The sequence below is a fragment of the Selenomonas sp. AE3005 genome (genome assembly GCF_000686945.1).
Lineage (GTDB): Bacteria > Bacillota > Negativicutes > Selenomonadales > Selenomonadaceae > Selenomonas_A.
Window position 1 is genome coordinate 444,788 of the sequence record NZ_JMME01000001.1, and the last position, 18,635, is coordinate 463,422.

The 18,635-nt window shown below is 50.9% G+C and carries 19 protein-coding genes; 1 reads left to right on the plus strand and 18 read right to left on the minus strand.

Features of this window, described 5'->3' with window-relative positions; all coding sequences use genetic code 11:
* The 16 genes from folE2 to pepT form a co-directional block, all read right to left on the minus strand.
* Positions 1-789, minus strand: a complete 789-nt coding sequence (gene folE2 / locus DL94_RS0102150) for a GTP cyclohydrolase FolE2 (protein ID WP_028128734.1) — start codon at positions 787-789, stop codon at positions 1-3.
* Between the two features lies 1 nt (position 790).
* Positions 791-1,477 (minus strand): 7-cyano-7-deazaguanine synthase QueC, encoded by a 687-nt coding sequence (gene queC, locus DL94_RS0102155; RefSeq protein WP_028128735.1) that lies wholly within the window; start codon positions 1,475-1,477, stop codon positions 791-793.
* Between the two features lie 19 nt (positions 1,478-1,496).
* Positions 1,497-2,141: a ribulose-phosphate 3-epimerase gene (rpe, locus tag DL94_RS0102160; protein WP_028128736.1), complete on the minus strand. Its 645-nt coding sequence runs from the start codon at positions 2,139-2,141 to the stop codon at positions 1,497-1,499.
* Positions 2,138-3,040: a ribosome small subunit-dependent GTPase A gene (gene rsgA, locus DL94_RS0102165; protein WP_028128737.1), complete on the minus strand. Its 903-nt coding sequence runs from the start codon at positions 3,038-3,040 to the stop codon at positions 2,138-2,140. Before rsgA ends, rpe begins: the two co-directional genes overlap by 4 nt.
* Before the next feature lie 21 nt (positions 3,041-3,061).
* On the minus strand, positions 3,062-4,822 hold the full coding sequence (pknB, locus tag DL94_RS0102170) for a Stk1 family PASTA domain-containing Ser/Thr kinase (protein ID WP_028128738.1): 1,761 nt from the start codon (positions 4,820-4,822) through the stop codon (positions 3,062-3,064).
* Between the two features lie 27 nt (positions 4,823-4,849).
* On the minus strand, positions 4,850-6,247 hold the full coding sequence (locus tag DL94_RS0102175) for a peptidoglycan D,D-transpeptidase FtsI family protein (RefSeq protein ID WP_028128739.1): 1,398 nt from the start codon (positions 6,245-6,247) through the stop codon (positions 4,850-4,852).
* Positions 6,240-7,511, minus strand: coding sequence for an FtsW/RodA/SpoVE family cell cycle protein (locus DL94_RS0102180; protein ID WP_028128740.1), 1,272 nt, complete (start codon positions 7,509-7,511; stop codon positions 6,240-6,242). The genes DL94_RS0102175 and DL94_RS0102180 overlap by 8 nt, the downstream gene beginning before the upstream one ends.
* Positions 7,508-8,227, minus strand: coding sequence for a Stp1/IreP family PP2C-type Ser/Thr phosphatase (locus tag DL94_RS0102185; RefSeq protein WP_231464441.1), 720 nt, complete (start codon positions 8,225-8,227; stop codon positions 7,508-7,510). Before DL94_RS0102185 ends, DL94_RS0102180 begins: the two co-directional genes overlap by 4 nt.
* Positions 8,224-8,676, minus strand: coding sequence for an FHA domain-containing protein (locus DL94_RS0102190; protein ID WP_028128742.1), 453 nt, complete (start codon positions 8,674-8,676; stop codon positions 8,224-8,226). The genes DL94_RS0102185 and DL94_RS0102190 overlap by 4 nt, the downstream gene beginning before the upstream one ends.
* The gene (locus DL94_RS0102195) at positions 8,677-9,420 is read right to left on the minus strand and encodes an FhaA domain-containing protein (RefSeq protein WP_028128743.1); all 744 of its coding nucleotides are present in this window, start codon (positions 9,418-9,420) and stop codon (positions 8,677-8,679) included.
* Between the two features lie 67 nt (positions 9,421-9,487).
* The gene (gene rlmN, locus DL94_RS0102200) at positions 9,488-10,528 is read right to left on the minus strand and encodes a dual-specificity RNA methyltransferase RlmN (protein ID WP_028128744.1); all 1,041 of its coding nucleotides are present in this window, start codon (positions 10,526-10,528) and stop codon (positions 9,488-9,490) included.
* Positions 10,529-10,532: 4 nt separating this feature from the next.
* On the minus strand, positions 10,533-11,867 hold the full coding sequence (rsmB, locus tag DL94_RS0102205) for a 16S rRNA (cytosine(967)-C(5))-methyltransferase RsmB (protein ID WP_028128745.1): 1,335 nt from the start codon (positions 11,865-11,867) through the stop codon (positions 10,533-10,535).
* A complete protein-coding gene (locus tag DL94_RS0102210) occupies positions 11,860-12,675 on the minus strand; it encodes a DUF116 domain-containing protein (protein WP_028128746.1) in 816 nt (271 codons plus the stop codon). The genes rsmB and DL94_RS0102210 overlap by 8 nt, the downstream gene beginning before the upstream one ends.
* A gap of 41 nt (positions 12,676-12,716) precedes the next feature.
* Positions 12,717-13,652 (minus strand): methionyl-tRNA formyltransferase, encoded by a 936-nt coding sequence (gene fmt, locus DL94_RS0102215; RefSeq protein WP_028128747.1) that lies wholly within the window; start codon positions 13,650-13,652, stop codon positions 12,717-12,719.
* On the minus strand, positions 13,649-14,116 hold the full coding sequence (gene def / locus DL94_RS0102220; RefSeq protein WP_028128748.1) for a peptide deformylase: 468 nt from the start codon (positions 14,114-14,116) through the stop codon (positions 13,649-13,651). Before def ends, fmt begins: the two co-directional genes overlap by 4 nt.
* A 9-nt stretch (positions 14,117-14,125) precedes the next feature.
* Positions 14,126-15,376 carry a peptidase T gene (gene pepT, locus DL94_RS0102225; protein ID WP_028128749.1) on the minus strand — a complete coding sequence of 417 codons (1,251 nt, stop codon included), beginning with the start codon at positions 15,374-15,376 and terminating at the stop codon, positions 14,126-14,128.
* A gap of 150 nt (positions 15,377-15,526) precedes the next feature.
* Between pepT and lgt the strand changes: the two genes are divergently transcribed.
* Positions 15,527-16,309, plus strand: coding sequence for a prolipoprotein diacylglyceryl transferase (gene lgt / locus DL94_RS13920; protein ID WP_037371084.1), 783 nt, complete (start codon positions 15,527-15,529; stop codon positions 16,307-16,309).
* 202 nt (positions 16,310-16,511) lie between these two features.
* Here lgt and lysS read toward each other — a convergent pair whose 3' ends face one another.
* Together lysS and greA are read right to left on the minus strand one after the other, a co-directional pair.
* A complete protein-coding gene (lysS, locus tag DL94_RS0102235; RefSeq protein WP_028128750.1) occupies positions 16,512-18,020 on the minus strand; it encodes a lysine--tRNA ligase in 1,509 nt (502 codons plus the stop codon).
* Positions 18,021-18,050: 30 nt separating this feature from the next.
* Entirely contained in the window at positions 18,051-18,527 is a 477-nt protein-coding gene (gene greA, locus DL94_RS0102240) for a transcription elongation factor GreA (protein WP_028128751.1), read from the minus strand.
* Between the last annotated feature and the right edge of the window lie 108 nt (positions 18,528-18,635).

The following is an 18,635-nucleotide window of genomic DNA, read 5'->3' on the forward strand; positions in this document are numbered from 1 at the left end:
TTAGGGCAATTCTTCCTCATGCTGGGCATAAGCGCTATGGTTATGAATGGATTCATAGTTTTCACATTCCAAAGAGAACCATTGCAGCCCTTCAAGCCCGCGGAGTGTCAGCACTGTATCCCTGAGAATATCCTCAACGAACTTGGGATTTTCATAGGCAGCCTCAGTGACGAATTTTTCATCCTCACGTTTAAGCAGCGGATAAATGGGCGAAGAACCCTGCTTTTCCACCATTTCTGCCAGATCCTCAATGTAAATGCAGTCATAGCCCGGCTTAAAGCGCAGCTGAATCCGGGCTACAGACCGCTGATTATGTGCACCATAGGCCGATATTTCCTTACTGCAGGGACAAAGCGAAGTAAAAGGTACTTCTACCCCCAGCTGGAATTCCATCGGCTTATCCTTGTCCTTATGTCCCCTAAACGAGCAGTCAAGGTCCAAAACAGAAGTACGGCCGCTTACCGGGGCAACCTTATCCACGAAATATTTAAAGGATAGTTCAACCTCCGCCGAACTGGCCTCCAGCTTGGTCAAAGCCTCACCGAGCATGGCCTCCATCTCCGGTTCTGCCAGTGGTTTCTTGCTCCAGGGCATGAGAATTTCAAGAAAACGGCTCATGTGGGTTCCCTTGTATTCACTGGGCAGAGATACGGTAAATCTCACCCGGGCCAGGACCTGCTGGTACCCGCCCTCACGGGTTTTAATCAAAAAGGGCAGATGCGCCTCTTTAATCCCCACCTTTTGAATATCAATGCCCCGGCCGTCGGCACGATTTTGTACGTCCTGCATATTAACCTCGCGTTTCGTATTCCACAGGGTCTTCGACACCGGCCTCGGCAAAGCCCTGCAGGCGCAGTTTACAGCTGTCGCAGACGCCGCAGGCTTTTTCGCCGCCCTTATAGCAGCTATGGGTATACTGCAGGGGCGCACCTAATTTAGAACCCAGCTGGACAATTTCCTTCTTGGACAGTTCCTGCAAAGGTGTTTCCAGCTTAATCTTATTCCCGTTCACTGCCGTTGCCGTGGTGGCATAGTCAGCCAGCTCCTGGAATTTTTTGATGAATTCCGGACGGCAGTCGGGATAACCGGAATAGTCAACCGAATTAACGCCGATATAAACATGCGCAGCGCCTACCACTTCCGCATAGGCCATAGCATAGGACAGGAAAATAAGATTTCTGGCCGGCACATAGGTCACCGGCACATCATCACGATTTACGTCGCCCTCAGGAACGTCAATGTTTTCATCAGTCAGCGCCGAACCGCCTATGGCGTCCATATTGGTTTCAATAATCAAATGTTTCGGCACATTGTAGAACGCCGCAATTTTCTTGGCGCCCTCTAACTCAATGCTATGACGCTGATGGTAATTAAAACTTATCGGGTATATTTCATAGCCGGCCTCTTTGGCCACAGCCATACAGGTGCAGCTGTCCAAACCGCCGGACAGCAGTACCACTGCTTTTTCTTTTGCCAATTCTTACATCTCCTTATTCTTAACCACGAATGGCCTTTATAGCGGCTGCCACATCGTCCGCTCCGTAAATGGCCGAACCGGCCACCAGTACGTTGGCACCAGCCTCCTGCACCAGCTTGCTGGTTTCGGCATTGATGCCGCCATCTACTTCGATATCACAGGTAAAGCCCATATCCTTGATGGTATGGTACAGCATGTGGATTTTCTCCAGCTGGGAACTGATGAACTTCTGACCGCCAAAGCCAGGATTTACAGTCATAATCAGCACCATGTCCACTTCAGGCAGGATTTCCTCAATCATAGACAGCGGCGTGCCCGGGTTCAGGGCAATACCAACTTTGCAGCCGGCTGCCTTAATCTGCTGGATAATGCGGTGATGATGACGGGCGGCCTCCCAATGGAAGGTAATGATATCCGCTCCGGCTTTCGCAAAAGCCTCAATCTGATTTTCCGGGTGTTCCACCATCAGATGAACATCAAAAACCGCCTTGCTGGTAGGACGCAGGCTCTTTACCACCAGCGAACCAAGGGTGATATTGGGCACAAAGGAACCGTCCATAACATCAATATGAATGTATTCTGCACCGGCATCAGTAACTTTTTTCACCTCATCAGCCAGATAGGCAAAATCAGCCGATAAAATGGAAGGTGCTACTTTAATCATTTATATTCCTTCTTTCGTTTCAACTTTTGACTCTCTTGTATTTCCTGATAAATGGCCTTATAGGCCTCATAGCGTTCTGCCGTAACTTCACCACGCTCCAATGCCTGCTTTATGCCGCAGTCCGGTTCGTGCGTATGGCTGCAGGGTGCAAACCGGCAGCTGTCGAGATACTGCCTGAACTCCGGAAAAAAACCGGCCAGTTCTGACAGGTCAATCTCCCCGAGTTCCATAGCACTAAAGCCCGGCGTATCCACAATATACCCATCACCGTAAGGCATAAGCTCAGCCACTCTTGTCGTATGGCGTCCGCGTTTTATCTTGTCGCTGACACTGCCAGTCAGCAGCTGCAGATTTTCATCAATGGCATTCAGCAGGGAGGATTTCCCCACACCGGAAGGTCCGGCAAATACGGTTACCTCGCCTTGCAAAGTATTGCGCAAAGCCTCAATGCCGATATTATCCTTGGCCGAAACCCGCAGGACCTTATACCCTGCCTGCTCATACAGCTGCAAAAAGCCGGCAATATCTCCGGTATACAGGTCTGCCTTATTGACACAAATAATGATTTTTTCCAGTCCTGACCATTCGGCCAGCACCAAAAAACGATTAAGCAGGAGCGGATGTAAATCCGGCTGCGCGGCGGCAAAGGTCAGAATGACTTGCGAGACATTGGCCACAGCCGGCCGTTTCAGCAGGCTGATACGGGGCAGCTGTTCTTCAACAACGCCAGTACCATCTGGCAGTATGCCGATGAGTACCTTATCGCCAGGAACAACCCCGGCACTGCGGCGTGTCTTTTTGAACTTGCCCCGCAGCTTGCAGCTGACCAAGCCTGTGGCGGTCTGCACGTAAAAAAAGCTGTTATAGGCCTTAATCACGCGCCCTTCCTGTGTTTGCATAAATGCTCCTCACTATACATATCAGCGGCTCTTACTCGACTCATTAGGTTTGGGTGCTGTAGTTGTTTCCTTGCTGCTGCCAGCTGCCGGCTTGCTGTTTTTTTCCTCAGTTTCCTTGCCGGCTTCAGCCACCACCAAATGAACCGACTCACCAGCTACAGCGTCAACGCCGCCGGACGGCGACTGGCTGATAACTGTCCCGGCAGCCTGTTTGCTGGCCTTCTTTTCTACACCGCCGACTTTAAAGCCGGCATTGCCCAAAGCCTTGCGGGCTGATTCGATCGGCAGTCCTGTAACATCAGGTACGGCAGCCTTTTTCTCTTTTTTACCCTTGCTCACTACCAGGTCAATGCTGAGGCCTTTGGTCACTTTCGTACCGGCCCGTGGGTCGCTGGCAATAATCACACCAGCCTCTTCATCATCGGAATTTCTCTCTGTTACCCGGCCTACTTTTAAGCCCATTTTTTCCAATTTCGCGATGGCATCGGCCCGTTTCAAGCCACGCACATCAGGCATCTCGATATTTTCGCCGCCCTTGCTGACTTTGATGGTTACAAGACGCTCCTCCTTGACCTTGGCTCCGCCCTCGGGATTTTGCGAGATAACCATACCGGCAGGAACCTCTGCGTCAAATTCTTCATCAACCTTGACGCGCAGGCGCTTGTCCTCGAGAATCTGTTTGGCCAGAGTCATCTGCTTGCCGGTTACATCAGGCACTTCCACTTCGGAATTGCTCCAGAACTTGCCAAAACTCAGAAAAGCGCCGACAAAGAATCCCATAATCAAAACCATTGTCAAGCCGACGATAAATTTTTTCGACTTGAATACAGCCTTTTCATTTTCCGGCTCTTCATCATCATAATTTGCCGTATAGCGCTCACTGCGTGGAGCCACAGCCGATTCCTGCACCCGCGGCAGTACCTGTGTAGCATAGGGGTCACTGACCGCAGGGGCAAAGCCGCCGCCGAGCATCTGCATAGCCTGACTTATATCCTGAACAAGCTCCCGGCTGCTGGGCCGCATGTTGGGATCTTTGCTCATCATGCGCGAAACAATAGCCTCCACTACCGGCGGTATACTGCTGTCCAGCTGTCTTACCGACAAGGGCTGCTCCTGCAAATGTTTCATGGCAATGCTCACCGGAGTTTCCCCATTAAAGGGCAGCTGCCCCGTCAGCATTTCATAAAGCACCACGCCCAACGCATACACATCAGAACGTGGGGTAATCATCGTCCCCTTGGCCTGCTCCGGCGAGAAGTAGTGCACAGAACCAACTACATTCCCCGTATAGGTCATTGTCGATTCCGTGACCGCCCGGGCGATACCAAAGTCAGCCACCTTGGCACTGCCGTCAGGCATCATCAGTATGTTATGGGGTTTGATATCGCAGTGCACCAAATTATTGGCATGGGCATGAGCCAGGGCACTGGCAATATCCCGGGCCACACGCAGGGCAGCAGCCGGCTGCAGATGTCCTTGTTCCTTTATCAGGTCCTTTAAGGTACTGCCAGGCACGTATTCCATGACAATGTAATGGTCTTCTTCCATCACGCCGACATCATAAATATTGACGATATTGGGATGGGAAAGTTTGGCCGCGGCCTGTGCCTCCCGATGGAACTTCTCAATAAATTCTGTATCACGTTTAAATTGTTCATGTAAAATCTTTACAGCTACCGGGCGGTCCAGCAACAAGTCCTTAGCTTTATATACATCAGCCATACCGCCGCCGCCAATGAGCTCCTGTAATTCATAGCGGTTATCCAATACACGCTGGTTCATTTATTAGTTCCTCCCCCAAGGCTTTGCTTAGTTCTGTAAACTCAATATTATCTTACGGGCAATAGGCGCCGCTACTGTACCGCCGCCACCGCCGTTTTCCACAATAATGGCAAAAGCTATCTTACGATTGCGCAGCTGGGCTGAACCGATAAACCACGCATGGTCCTCGCCATGCGCATTCTCGGCTGTACCGGTTTTCCCCGTCACACGTACACCGCTGACCTGGGCAGCCCGCCCCGTTCCCTTGGTAACTACATCTTCCATGAAACTATCTATCTTTGTGGCCATCGCGGCCGTTGTGGCTGTCAGCCATTTTTCCGGCCGTGTATCCTGTACTATCAGTCCGCTGGGCGTAACCACCTGCTGTACCAGATAAGGTTTCATGATGGTCCCCTCATGCGCAAATGCCGCTGCCAGCAGGGCCATATGCATGGGCGTGACCAGCAGGGTGCTTTGACCAATAGCCGTCTGGGCCTGGTCACCATTGCCCAGCGTGCCAAACGCCGGCAGATGGGAACTGGTCATCACGATGTCACCGCCGATTGACTGGTCAAAGCCAAAACGCTTAAAAGTGCTCTTCAGCTTGTCATCTTTTAAACGCATACCCAATGTGCCAAACGTCACATTACATGATTCCGTCAAGGCCTTGCGCAGATTAACCTGACCGTGAACCTCGCCATGACTTTCCCGAATACTATGACCGCCGCCAACGTCCAACTCACCGGAACAGGAAAATTCTTCCTGTTCGGTCGTCACAGACTCTGTCAGGGCAGCGTCAGCTATCATGGGTTTAATCGTGGAGCCCGGCGGATACATACCCTGAACAGTGCGGTTGAGTAAAGGACCGTCTGCAACTTTAGACAGATTATCCCAGTTAGCCTCAATATTATTAGGGTCATAGGATGGCGAACTTACCATCGCCAGCACGGCACCGGTATCCACATCCAGTACCACCACTGCCCCTTTACGGCCATCAAGTCCGTCAAAAGCAGCCTGCTGGGCATCAGATTCAATCGTCGTCTTTACATCGTTGCCCTGCTCTGTCTGAAAAAGCTGTGCCAGCGGCCCTAACCGCGTCATATCATCGGTTAGCCCGAGCAATGCCCGGTTGGCATGTCCTTCCAGGCCGGCACCGCCAATATTTTCCCCATTATAACCGGTAACCTGCGCCATAACAGCACCGAAAGGGTAGCTGCGGCTGCCATCGCTGCGTGTCTGTGCCAGCGCCCGGCCCTGGGCGTCTAAAATACTTCCCCGGCGTATATCGGCCCTGGCCGCTGCCTGACGCATATTCAACGGATTATGCGCCAGCTCATCGCCTTTCCAGACGGTCAGATAACCTACATAAACGACCAATACGGCCACAATCAATAGCAGGCATACAGCGCCCTGTAATATTTGCCGTTTTAATTTCCAATCAGCCATTTCCCTGCTCCTTTGTCAGTGCTAACAGCAGAGCGAGCAAGATAAAACTCGATACCATAGAACTGCCCCCGTAACTTACAAAGGGCAGTGTAATGCCCGTCAAAGGCAAAAACTTTGTCACACCGGCAATAATAATAAACATCTGCAAAATTATCAAGGTAGAGCAGCCAGCCATCAACAGGGCCTCACTGGCATTTTTCTGCCGCAGCGAGGCGCGAATCCCGCGCCAAAATAAAAGCACATAACAGGCTATCAGCATTATGCCGGCCGTCAGGCCCATTTCTTCCACAATCGCGGAAAAAATAAAATCAGTGTGTACTTCCGGAATAAACCCGGGATGGCCATAGCCAAAGCCTGTGCCCCAAATACCACCGGTTCCCAGGGCAAAGAGGGACTGCACTACCTGATAGGCCATGCCATTAGGGTCCTGCCACGGGTCAAGCCATATGTCAAAACGCACCCGGACATGTCCAAACATCGCATAGCTGGCCACAGCAGCCACAGCCATAAAGGCCAGTGCCAAAAAGACATAGGATTTGCTGCCCGTAGCCATATACGTCATCAGTAAAGCCATACCGAAGAACAGCAGGGCTGAACCTAAATCTTTTTCCACCACGAACATTAAAACCGCCATGCCCCAAATACAAATCAAAGGGGCGATAAAACGCAGCGGCGGCAGCTGCAGGAACAATATTTTATGAACTGGCAGTGTAAGTACCCGGCGATGGTCAGCCAGATAAGAGGCCAGAAAAAACAGCAGCACGATTTTACCAAATTCCGAAGGCTGCAGGGATACAGGACCTAAAACAAGCCAGTTTTTGCTGCCGCCAATCTCCGTGCCAAACAATAATGGCAAGCCCAGCAACAGTACACAGCCTATGCCGAGCAGATACGGATAAGCCAGCAGCCGGCGAATCCGCGGCCACAGGCGTATGACGACGAACATCACCAGCATGGCAATACAGAGCCATTGCAGCTGTCTGAGCAACAGCGCCGGTTTTAAGCGGGCTATTTCCACCAGGCCGATACTGACCAGCATTAAAATCAACGGCAGGATATAAACATCCAAATGACGTTTTACCACCACCACCTGTATGACAATGGTTAAAAATATCACTGCGGCCAGATACGGCAGATACACCCAGGGCTCCTGCAAAGTCTTGGGCGTAATATGCATACCGGCTGACTGCATTTTCATATACAGAACGCTCATTCCACATAAGAATACGCCCAATGGTGCAGTGAGAATACCAAAATTCTTCATGACACTCCCACCACGATTACTGTCACATTATCGGAACCGCCGCCTGCAAGCGCAGCGTTTATCAGTTCCTGTGCAGGATTATCTTGGGCCTGCCGCAGAATACGGACAATCTCCTCATCAGTTACATGTTTCATCAAGCCATCTGTAGCGAGCAGAAACACATCACCTTTATGCACGGCCAGTTCGCCGCTGTCAATCTGAAGATTTTCCATAGCACCTACAGCACGGGTGAGCATATTACGCTGCGGATGATGCTGGGCCTCCTCTGCGGTAATAGTGCCTTTGCGCAACAATTCCTCAACGTAGGAATGATCCTCCGTTACCTGCGTGAGTTTATCGCTGCCGGCAGGCAGGATATACAGCCTGCTGTCACCGACATGAGCCCAGGCCGCTGCCTCATCAGTATCATTGACCTGCAGCATTGTTGCTGTCGTTCCCATGCCTTCATAAGACGGATGTTCCCAGACACATTCCCGAATTGCCTGGTTAGCCGCAGCTATGGCCTCACACAGGTCTGATTTGGCGATATGCTCCCTGGCCGCCAAAACTTCCTGCACCTTATCCACCAGAATTTTACTGGCCACCTCACCGGCAGCCTCACCGCCCATGCCATCGGCTACCACATAAACCGAATCAAACATTGCTAAATTATCTTCGTTACCTTTGCGCAAAAGTCCCACATCGGTAGCTGCAAAAACCTGCTTCAATTCGTTCACCTCTCGAACTTTAGGGTAACCATGCCAATACGAATCATATCACCCGGTTTCAAATAGGCCTTGCCCTGTAAAACCTGACCATTTACATAGGTGTGATTAACACTGCCTAAATCCTCAATCACATACTGTGCTCCATGCAGGAAAATCGTCGTATGACGATGCGAAACGAAATTTTCCGGAATGACCACGTCATTTTCCCGGCTCCGCCCTATGGTGATTTCGTCCTGAAAAGCAAACCGCCGGCCTGCCAGTGACTCCTCTTCCGCCTCCACCACAGACAACACAGCCTCATTTTTGCCATAAACAGGCTTGCGCTGTTTACGCATTTCCTGACGCACATCCCTGAACATCTTATTCATCAGGCGTAAAACAAAAAATATCAGCCACAAAAGCATGCCGTATTCCAGCAATACCCGGACTATCTTTATCATTATCGCCGTTGTCGGCACTCAAATCACCTCATAAATTAAAACCGTAGCCCCGATACTTATCTTATCTCCTGCCTGCAGGCAATGAGATTCAACAGCTTTGCCGTTTACAGCCGTACCGTTGGTACTTTGCGCATCGTAAAGCACATGACGGTGATTTTCGTAGGCAATCCAGGCATGCAGACGCGATGCTTTTGTATCAGTCAAAATAAATTCATTCTTCTCGCGTCTGCCAATATATATCTGCTGCTCACCAATTTCCAGATAGGCGTCCTTATCCGGTCCCTTTATCACCTTTAATGACGCTATCCGCAAATCCCTGGGCAGATTAAGCGGCTGCCTGCCCCCCTGCAGCGACGGCTTGGCCAGTACCAGCGTGTTGGGCTCATCATATTGGGCAGCCGTTTCCTCTTCGGTAAAGCGTGACTTGATTTCATATGTGCCACGCTGCCTGGTGCTGTCAATCTGGCAGCTTACAGTCAGCTTGCCGCGCAGCAGGTAGTCCTGCAGAATTACCTGCTTTTCCACCGCCAGATACAGCTCATCCATAATACGCTGGGCACACAGCCGCTGATAATCCTCCTTGGCCAGGAAGAATATATATTGATTGGGAATATCTTTCTGGGCTTTGCCACTGCCCTGCCTGGCAATTTCCTTTTCCAGTCCCTTTATAAGTTCTACAGGTTCCAGGTCACTGCTAAAACGTTTATTGAAAAAACCTTCAATGTGATCTTCTAAAAATGTTTCCCATTTGCGCATGCCCATGTTACCAGGCCTCCTTCACATTTGGAAACGTAGTTGTTCAGTATATCGTAATTTTACCACGGGTACGTCATTTTTCAAGATGTTTATTACGCAACTGGCCACAAGCCGCCTGAATATCAGTGCCCATTTCCCGGCGCACGGTGACGTTCACATGATGGCTGGCTAAATAACCTTCAAACCAATCAATCCGCGCCTTGGAGGGGCGCAGCAAATTACGCTCCACTACCGGATTTATGGGAATAAGATTGACGCTGGCCAGCTGGCCGCGCATTAAAGCGACCAATTCTTTGGCCTGCTCCTCGCCATCATTAACACCATCAATGAGAATGTACTCATAAGTCACGCGACGCTTGGTTTTATCTGCGTAATTTCTCGCAGCAGCCACCACATCCTGTATAGGATACTTGCGATTGATGGGCATAAGCTCGGAACGCAGCTCCTGATTGGGGGCATGCAGCGATACCGACAAGGATATGGGCAGCCCTTCTTCAGCCAGCTGATACATACGGGGAACTATGCCCGAAGTGGACAGGGTAATATTACGGTACCCCATGCCCAAGGTATAAGGCTCATGAATCAGCCGCAGAAATTTCAACACTTCCGCGTAATTCATCAGCGGTTCACCACTGCCCATAATGACCATGGTATCAACTTTGCTGCCGTTTTCTTCCCGGAGCATATCATTTATGACTACAGCCTGCGCCAAAATCTCGCCACAGGTGAGGTCCCGGGCCATACCGTGCAGCGTTGACGCACAAAAAGCGCAGCCCATATTACACCCTGCCTGCGTGGAAACACAAATGCTGTTGCCGTAGGGCTGACGCATAAGCACCGTTTCAATAGCCGTACCATCAGCATACTCCAACAGAAATTTCGTGGTCTTACCGTCCTGGGAATCCAGCCGGGCCTTAACCTGCGGACGGGCGATTACAAACGCCTGCGCCAGCTGCGCACGCAAATCCTTGGAAAGATTTGTCATCGCCCCAAAATCCACTACCCCTTTTTGATAAAGCCATTGGGCAATTTGCTTGGCGCGAAACCCCGGTACATTATAAGGCTTTAACGCCGCCTGCAGTTCAGCGAGCGGCATGCCAAAAATATTTATCACTTAATTATCCTTTCCGTTTGCACATACGGGCAATGAAAAAGCCATCAGTACCATCACGCTGCGGATAGAGCTGTACCATTTCCGCCTGCCGCGGCTGCGGCAAGAAGGCGCCTGTCTGCTCCAAAGTAAACTCCGGATGATCAGCCAGGAATTTTGCTACCACTTCCTGATTCTCCGCCGGCTCGATTGTACAGGTACTGTACACCAGTACCCCGCCGTCTTTCAGGGCCTTGGCCGCACTGTTAAGTATCTGCAGCTGCAATTCCGGCAGCCGGGCAATTTCTTCCGCACTCTTATTCCAACGGGCATCAGGTTTGCGGCGCAAAACACCGAGCCCGGAACAGGGAGCATCTACGAGCACCCTGTCGGCCATGGCCTCATATTCATCGCCCACCTCACGGGCGTCGAGCAATGTCGGTTCAATAATATCAATGCCTAAACGCCTGGCGTTCTCGGCAATGCGTTCGAGCTTATGCTCGTAAATATCACCGGCCACCACGCGTCCTTCATTGTTCATCAAAGCAGCGATATGTGTAGTCTTGCCGCCAGGAGCACTGCAACAGTCGATAATCAGTTCTCCCGGCTGGGGATCAACAACATGCGCCACCAGCATGGAACTTTCATCCTGCACCTGGCAGCGGCCATCCTGCAGCGGCGTCAAATCATCCAGGGAACCATGCGCCGTTATCAGCACGCCCTCCGGCGTCCAGGTACTGGCAGCTGCTGCAGCACCAGCCGTCTGCAAAGCTGCCAGCAAATCTTCACGGTTAGTTTTTAACGTATTGGTACGCACCGACAGCACCGGCTGACCATTGTCGAATTTACATAAAGCCTCGGCCTCGTCAAAGCCAAACTGTTTCACCCAGTGCTTTACGAGCCAGTACGGGTGCTGTTCCTTTAAAGCCAGCCCTTCCGTGGCCTTGCCTTTGCCTTCGGGGAAGGCCGCCTTTTCCGGCTCACGCACCGCGGTGCGCAAAACGGCGTTGACAAACTTCACCGTACCGGCATGACTGTATTTCTTGGCCAGTTCCACCGCCGTATTACAGGCAGCCGAAGGCGGTACTTTATCGAGATAAAACAACTGGTATATCCCGAGGCGCAAAACCTCACGAATCAGCGGGGGAATCTTCTTTAACGGCCGGTTCACATAGCGCCGCAGTATCCAGTCCAGGGTATCACCGGCCTTTACTGCCCCGTAAACCAGTTCCGTGGCAAAGCGCCTGTCCTGGTCACTGAGATTTGCCTTGCGCAAATGTTTGACCAGTGCCACATTGGCATAGGCTCCCTTTTCATGAACTTCATTTAAAACTTCGCAGGCAAGTTCCCTTGCTTTATCCATTATCTTGCTCCTTGGGAATAATGATTTTTTCTAATTGCTGACGTACTTCTTCCATATCAACGTGGGTGTTATAACAGGGCCCATTAGGGCGAATGTTCAGCACTCCGACAGCCGGCAGCGGATAAACGTCCTGAATACCGCTCATTAAATCACGCTCACAGGCAATCGCCAGCACAGCTTTTGGCCTGGTGTTATAGACAACCTGCCGGGCCAGCGTTCCTCCCGTAGCCACAAAGAAGGTAAATCCCATTTCATCGGCCAGTGTCACGAGCGCCCCGATATCACAGCCGCCACAACGTTTGCAATTATGCGGGTCACGGGTAATTTTATGCGGACAGGTCGCCAGCTGCAGGCAGTGCGGTGTCACCACCAGCAATTTATCAGCCGGCACTTTAATGCCCATATTGTTAAACATCAGATTGCTGGTGGCAATGAAAGAACCTTCCAGCCGCCGACGGCTGATACCAAATATTTTGGCAATGCGCACCGCCAAAGGAAACAACATATTGATAAGCTCATAATTCTGCCGCTGCAGAAAGGGCAGCCTGGGCAGGCCGTTGACCGCCAGTATCATATTGCCAATACCTGAGAGCGCCACCAGGGTGATAAGCACAAAGACAGCCCCGAGCAGACCGGGCAGAAAATCAGCAATGCCAGCCAGCCCCGGCCGCGCTATATACCACACGCCATAAAAAGCAGCTGCCATCAAGGTGGTCGTCAATAACAGCATGCCAATAAACAGCCGCTTTTGCGGCCGTTTCGGCAAAGTAAATTTTTTTGTCGCTTGTTTCTGGGTTAAATCTGCCATTAAAGCCTCTCACAATGTCCTGCTATTTTAGCTGCCGCTAATCAGTTAAATCTGGCCTCTGGTGTAAACGTATGGCCATTAAGATAATCAACGGCTTTCATTTTCTTTTTCCCCGGTGCCTGCAGCTCCACGATTTCCAAAACTTCGTCAGCAGCCGCTACAAACAGGCCCGTCTTTTTATCAGCACTGACAATACTGCCCGCCGGCAGAGTTGTGTGTTCGCCCGTGCGGCGGGTACGCCAAATCTTATACTTGGCCTCATCCATAAAAGTATATGCTCCGGGCCAGGAATTAAGCCCACGCACGAGATTATGAACTTCCTGTGCTGTTTTTGACCAGTCAATCTGACCTGTCAACTTCGTCAGCATCGGCGCATAATTGGATTCCCCGGACTGCGGCGTCCTTACCAATGTACCGTCGGACAGCTCCGCCAGCGTATCCATCAGCACCTTGGCCCCCATGGACATCAGGCCGTCATGCACCTCTTCCAACGTGGTATCCTCACCGATGGGCATTTCTGCTTTAAGCAGCATATCACCGGTATCAAGGCCGGCGTCCATAAACATCGTGGTAACACCGGTTTTCGTTTCGCCATTGATAACGCACCACTGCATGGGCGCTGCCCCGCGGTAACGCGGCAACAGTGACGCATGCACGTTAATGCAGCCATAAGGCGGAATATCCAAAATCCGCTGGGACAGAATCTGGCCAAACGCCACAACTACCATCAAATCCGGCTGCATTTCCTCTAACTTGGCAGTAAATTCTTCCGTCTTGATTTTTTCCGGCTGATATACCGGCAGGTTGTGCTCCACAGCCCAGGCCTTTACCGGCGACGGCATTAACTTCTGCCCCCGGCCGCGCGGTTTATCCGGCTGGGTAATCACGGCAATGACCTCACATTGTTCATGCAAAGCCGCCAGGCAGGGCACAGCAAAATCCGGCGTACCCATAAATACTACACGGAACTTCTTCAACCCTGATTCCCCCTATGCACACTCTGGGCAATATCGATAAACAACTGGCCTTCCAAATGGTCAAGCTCATGCTGAATGCAGCGGGCCAACAGACCTGTAGCCGTCAAATTCTGTATTTTGCCGCGGCGGTTGGTGTACTTCACCTTGACCTTAGCCGCCCTGCTTACTTCGCCATAAATATCCGGCACAGACAGACAGCCCTCGGTATCAACGACCTCGCCTTCCTTGAAGGTGATAACGGGATTTATCATTTCGAGCAGGCCATGGTCGTCCTGACAGTCAATGACCACCACACAAATATTCTTGCCAATCTGGGGAGCGGCCAGGCCAACGCCATCGTTGGCATACATGGTTTCCGCCATGTCGTCGAGCAGTTTTTTCAAACTCTTGTCCACCCGTTCCACAGGTACTGACTTATTCTTTAACACCGGATTGCCGGCCTTTAAAATATCAAGTAATGCCATAAATTCTCCTTATTTTTTCAGCTTGCCAGCACCAACAGCTATCTGTAATACCGTTTCACCGGCTTTTTTAAGGGACTCCAACGGCAGATATTCAAACCGGCCATGGAAATTGGCCCCACCCGTAAAGATATTAGGACAGGGCAGCCCCATAAAGGACAGGCGTGCACCGTCCGTACCGCCGCGAATCGGCTGCACGTCCGGCGTAACACCGGCAGCGAGCATGGCCTCTTTGGCCAGGTCCACCACGTACATATTGCCGTCCTCAATCTTTTCCAGCATATTGAAGTACACATCATGGTGCTTGACTTCCACAGTGCCCTCACCATATTTTTGATTGAAGAACTCCGCCAGCTGGTCAAGAAATGCCTTGCGCTGCGTAAACTTATCCTTGTCATGGTCACGAATAAGCATCATCATCGTACAGGTTTCCACATCACCGGACATCTTATACACATGATAAAAGCCTTCATGACCTTCCGTATACTCCGGTTTTTCCCCGGCCGGGAGCATCTGCTGCCACTCACAGGCAATGGACAGGGCGTTTTTCATCTTGCCTTTGCCATCACCGGTATGCACGCTGACACCATGGAAAACAATCGTCGGATTGGCGGCATTAAAGTTTTCATACTCCAGCCCCCCCAGTTCACCGCCATCGATGGTGTAAGCAAAATCAGCCGCGAACTTCGCCACATCGAATTTATCTGCACTACGGCCCGTTTCCTCATCAGGCGTGAACCCTACGCGAATCTTGCCGTGCTGTACTTCCGGGTGCTGAACCAAATATTCCATCGCACTGACAATGGCCGTAACCCCGGCTTTGTCATCGGCACCCAGCAAGGTAGTACCATCAGTGAACATAATATCCTGGCCCTTGTACTTCAAGACTTCCGGAAAAGCCTTGGTGGAGAACACAATGTTCTTCTCCTTGTTCAGCAGGATATCCTGGCCATCATAATTCTTTACAATCTGCGGCTTTATATCCTTGCCCGAGGCCGACGGGCTGGTATCCACATGAGCAATAAAGCCCACCGTCGGTGCATCTTCCCTGCCGTTGGCCGGCAGCGTAGCCATCACATAACCATGATTATCGAGGTCTACATCCTTAAGCCCGATTTCTTTCAGTTCTTCGGCTAAATGCTTGGCCAGAATCATTTGTCCCGGTGTGCTGGGGCAGGCCTTGTCATTATCTTCATCGGACTGCGTATCGAAACTTACGTAATCCTCAAACCGTTTTACCAAAACATCCATGCTTAAATCCATGAAAAAACACCTCGAATAATTTTATTCTGTTCATACATCCCATTATTATAGCATAACTGCGCCCCAGTTAAAAGAAATATAGCAAAAAAGCCCCCTATAGGTTATAATGAGGGACAGATTATATTATTCAGCTTTTAGGAGACAAAGCAAATGCACCAGTATTTATTCTTTATCGGCGACTTTCCTGTACGTGCTTACGGATTGGTTCTTTCCCTTTCGATTATCCTGGCCACCGGCGTGGGATATTTCCTGGCCAAGCAGGACGGACGGGGCGCGGAAAAACATATTGTAGATTTAGGCATTTACTGCGGACTGGCCGGCCTGTTAGGCGCGCGGCTTTGGGATGTGTTCTTTTTCGACTGGGATTACTACTCCCACCATCTCTCAGAAGTTCTCAATGTCTGGCAGGGCGGCATGGCCATACAGGGCGGTGTGTTCCTAGGCGTCCTCACCGGCGTTTACTACTGCCAGCGGCATAAGCTCGACACCGTGCATTTAATGGACGTACTGGCTCCGGCCATCATTTTAGGGCAGGCCTTAGGACGCTGCGCCAATCTTTTAAACGGCGACGCCTTTGGCGCACCTACCGGCGGCAATTTTGGGATTATCTATCCCGCCACGACGCTGGCAGCTCACACCTATGGGCAGCAGCCCCTCTGGCCGGCAGAAATTTGGGAAGGCCAGCTCGATGTAGTAATCTTCGCCCTGCTGCTCATCTACCGGGCGACGGTAAAACACGCCAAAGGCCAGTGTTTTGCCCTCTATGTTATGCTTTACTGCGCCGTACGTTTCGGACTGGAATTTTTACGCGGCGATTATGCCGACAAAGTGCTGGGCTTTATGACCAGCGGACAGACCACCAGTGCTATCGGCTTTATCCTGGCCTTAGGTGCATTCCTGTTGCTGCCCAGAATAAACGCGGCCAGCAAATGACTTTTGACATTACAAAAAGGCTTGACTTGTCAGTGACAGGTCAAGCCTTTTTATTATAACGCCGTTGTTCCAGTTTTGCCATAGGCAAAACTTCCTCTTGGCGTTTCAACGAGGCGGGAGATATGCTCGTCGCCTGTTTTGGTATTCGTGCCCCCACCTGCTGAGGCGGGGGACATTTTCTTGCCTCGTTATATCTCCCGGCTTATTGGTCAGCCAGCGGTTTCATAGTCGGGAACAGGAGTACGTCGCGGATAGAGGCAGCGTCCGTCAGGAACATTACCAGACGGTCGATACCGATACCTACACCACCCGTGGGCGGCAGGCCGTATTCCAGTGCCATGACGAAATCTTCATCCATGCCATGGGCCTCATCGTCACCAGCCTCACGCTGTTTGAGCTGGTCCTCAAAACGTCCCTTCTGGTCGATGGGGTCATTAAGCTCGGTAAAGCCGTTAGCCAGCTCGCGGCCATAAATAAAGAACTCAAAACGGTCCGTAATGCGCGAGTCTTCAGCATTACGCTTAGCCAACGGCGAAATTTCCGTCGGATGGCCGGTGATAAAGGTCGGCTGCATAAGCGTTTCTTCGACTTTTTCTTCAAAAGCCTGATTCAAAATACCGCCGATACCGTGGCGTTCTTCGTAGGGAACACCAATTTCATCAGCCAGTTTGCGAGCCTCTTCCACGGTTTCGCAGGCCATGAAGTCCTTGCCCGTAGCCTCTTTAACTGCATCATTCATGCTGATACGCTTAACTTTTGACAGGTCAATTTCCACACCCTGATAGTTGATAACCGTCGTGCCCAGTACTTTTTCCGCAGCGTTGACCACAATACCTTCCGTCAGGTCCATCATATCGTTGTAATCAGCAAAAGCCTGATAGAACTCAATGGAGGTAAATTCCGGGTTATGACGCACGTCCATACCTTCGTTACGGAAGATACGGCCGATTTCATAAACACGGTCCAGACCGCCGACAATCAGGCGCTTGAGGTTAAGCTCAGTAGCAATACGCAGGTACAGGTCAATGTCGAGCGTATTGTGGTGCGTGATAAACGGACGGGCAGCTGCACCACCGGCAATGGTGGACAGAACCGGCGTTTCCACTTCCAGATAGCCGCGTTCATCGAGATACTCACGAATGGAGTTGATGGTCTTGGTACGGCGACGGAAAGTCTCACGCACATCCTGATTCATGATGAGGTCGAGGTAACGCTGACGATAGCGGATATCAACGTCCTGCAGGCCATGGAATTTTTCCGGCAGCGGACGCAGTGACTTGGACAGCAGGTCAAAGTCTTCTACGCGCACCGTAACTTCACCGCGATGCGTCTTAAATACAACACCGCGAATGCCGATGATATCACCGATATCCAAACGGCGGAACTGGCCTTTGTACTTCTCTTCGCCCAGTACGTCAATTTTGAAGTAAACCTGAATATTGCCCGTACGGTCATTCAGCGTACAGAAAGACGCTTTACCATGACCACGGATAGCCATCAAACGGCCGGCAATAAATACTTCGGGGCCTTCTTCGTCCCCTTCCAGGCCATCATACTCTTTTTTGATATCTGCCGCATAGGCCGTTACTTCATAGCGATGACCAAACGGTGCTACGCCCAGCTCCTTGAAGGCCTCCATCTTTTCGCGGCGGACCTTCATCATTTCGTTGAGGTCTTCCACCGGAGCCTGCTGCTGCTTATTCTCTGCCATAAATGCAATTTCTCCCATCTATACTAAGCCTTAGCTTAAAATTTCCTTGATTTCGTACTTGATGATGCCAGCCGGTGCATGAACGTCAACGACAGCACCAACCTTCTGGCCCAACAGTGCCTGTCCTAGCGGGGATTCATTGGAAATTTTGCCTTCATCCGGGTCAGCCTCTGTGGAACCAACAATCATAAAAGTTTCCGGACCATCTTCAGCAAATTCCAAATCCACAACAGATACACGGGAACCCATCTGAACTACATCACCGCTGCCAGCTTTGATGATATCAGAATTACGGATTTTGGCCTCCAAGTCCTGAATCTCACCTTCCAGGAATGCCTGTTCATTTTTCGCATCATCGTACTCGGAGTTCTCTGAAAGGTCACCCAGGGCAATTGCTGCCTTCAGTCGTTCAGCCACCTCGATACGCCGTACACTTTTAAGGTAATTGAGTTTTTCGACCAGTTTATTATAACCATCTTCGGTCAGCATGACCTTTTTATCTGCCATGTTTAACGCCCCTTTGCTATTTCATAAGTATAATATAGTAACTAGCTTATTATATGCCGACAGGCCTGTCCTGTCAACCTTGGAAGGAGTATGCACCTGACATTTTGT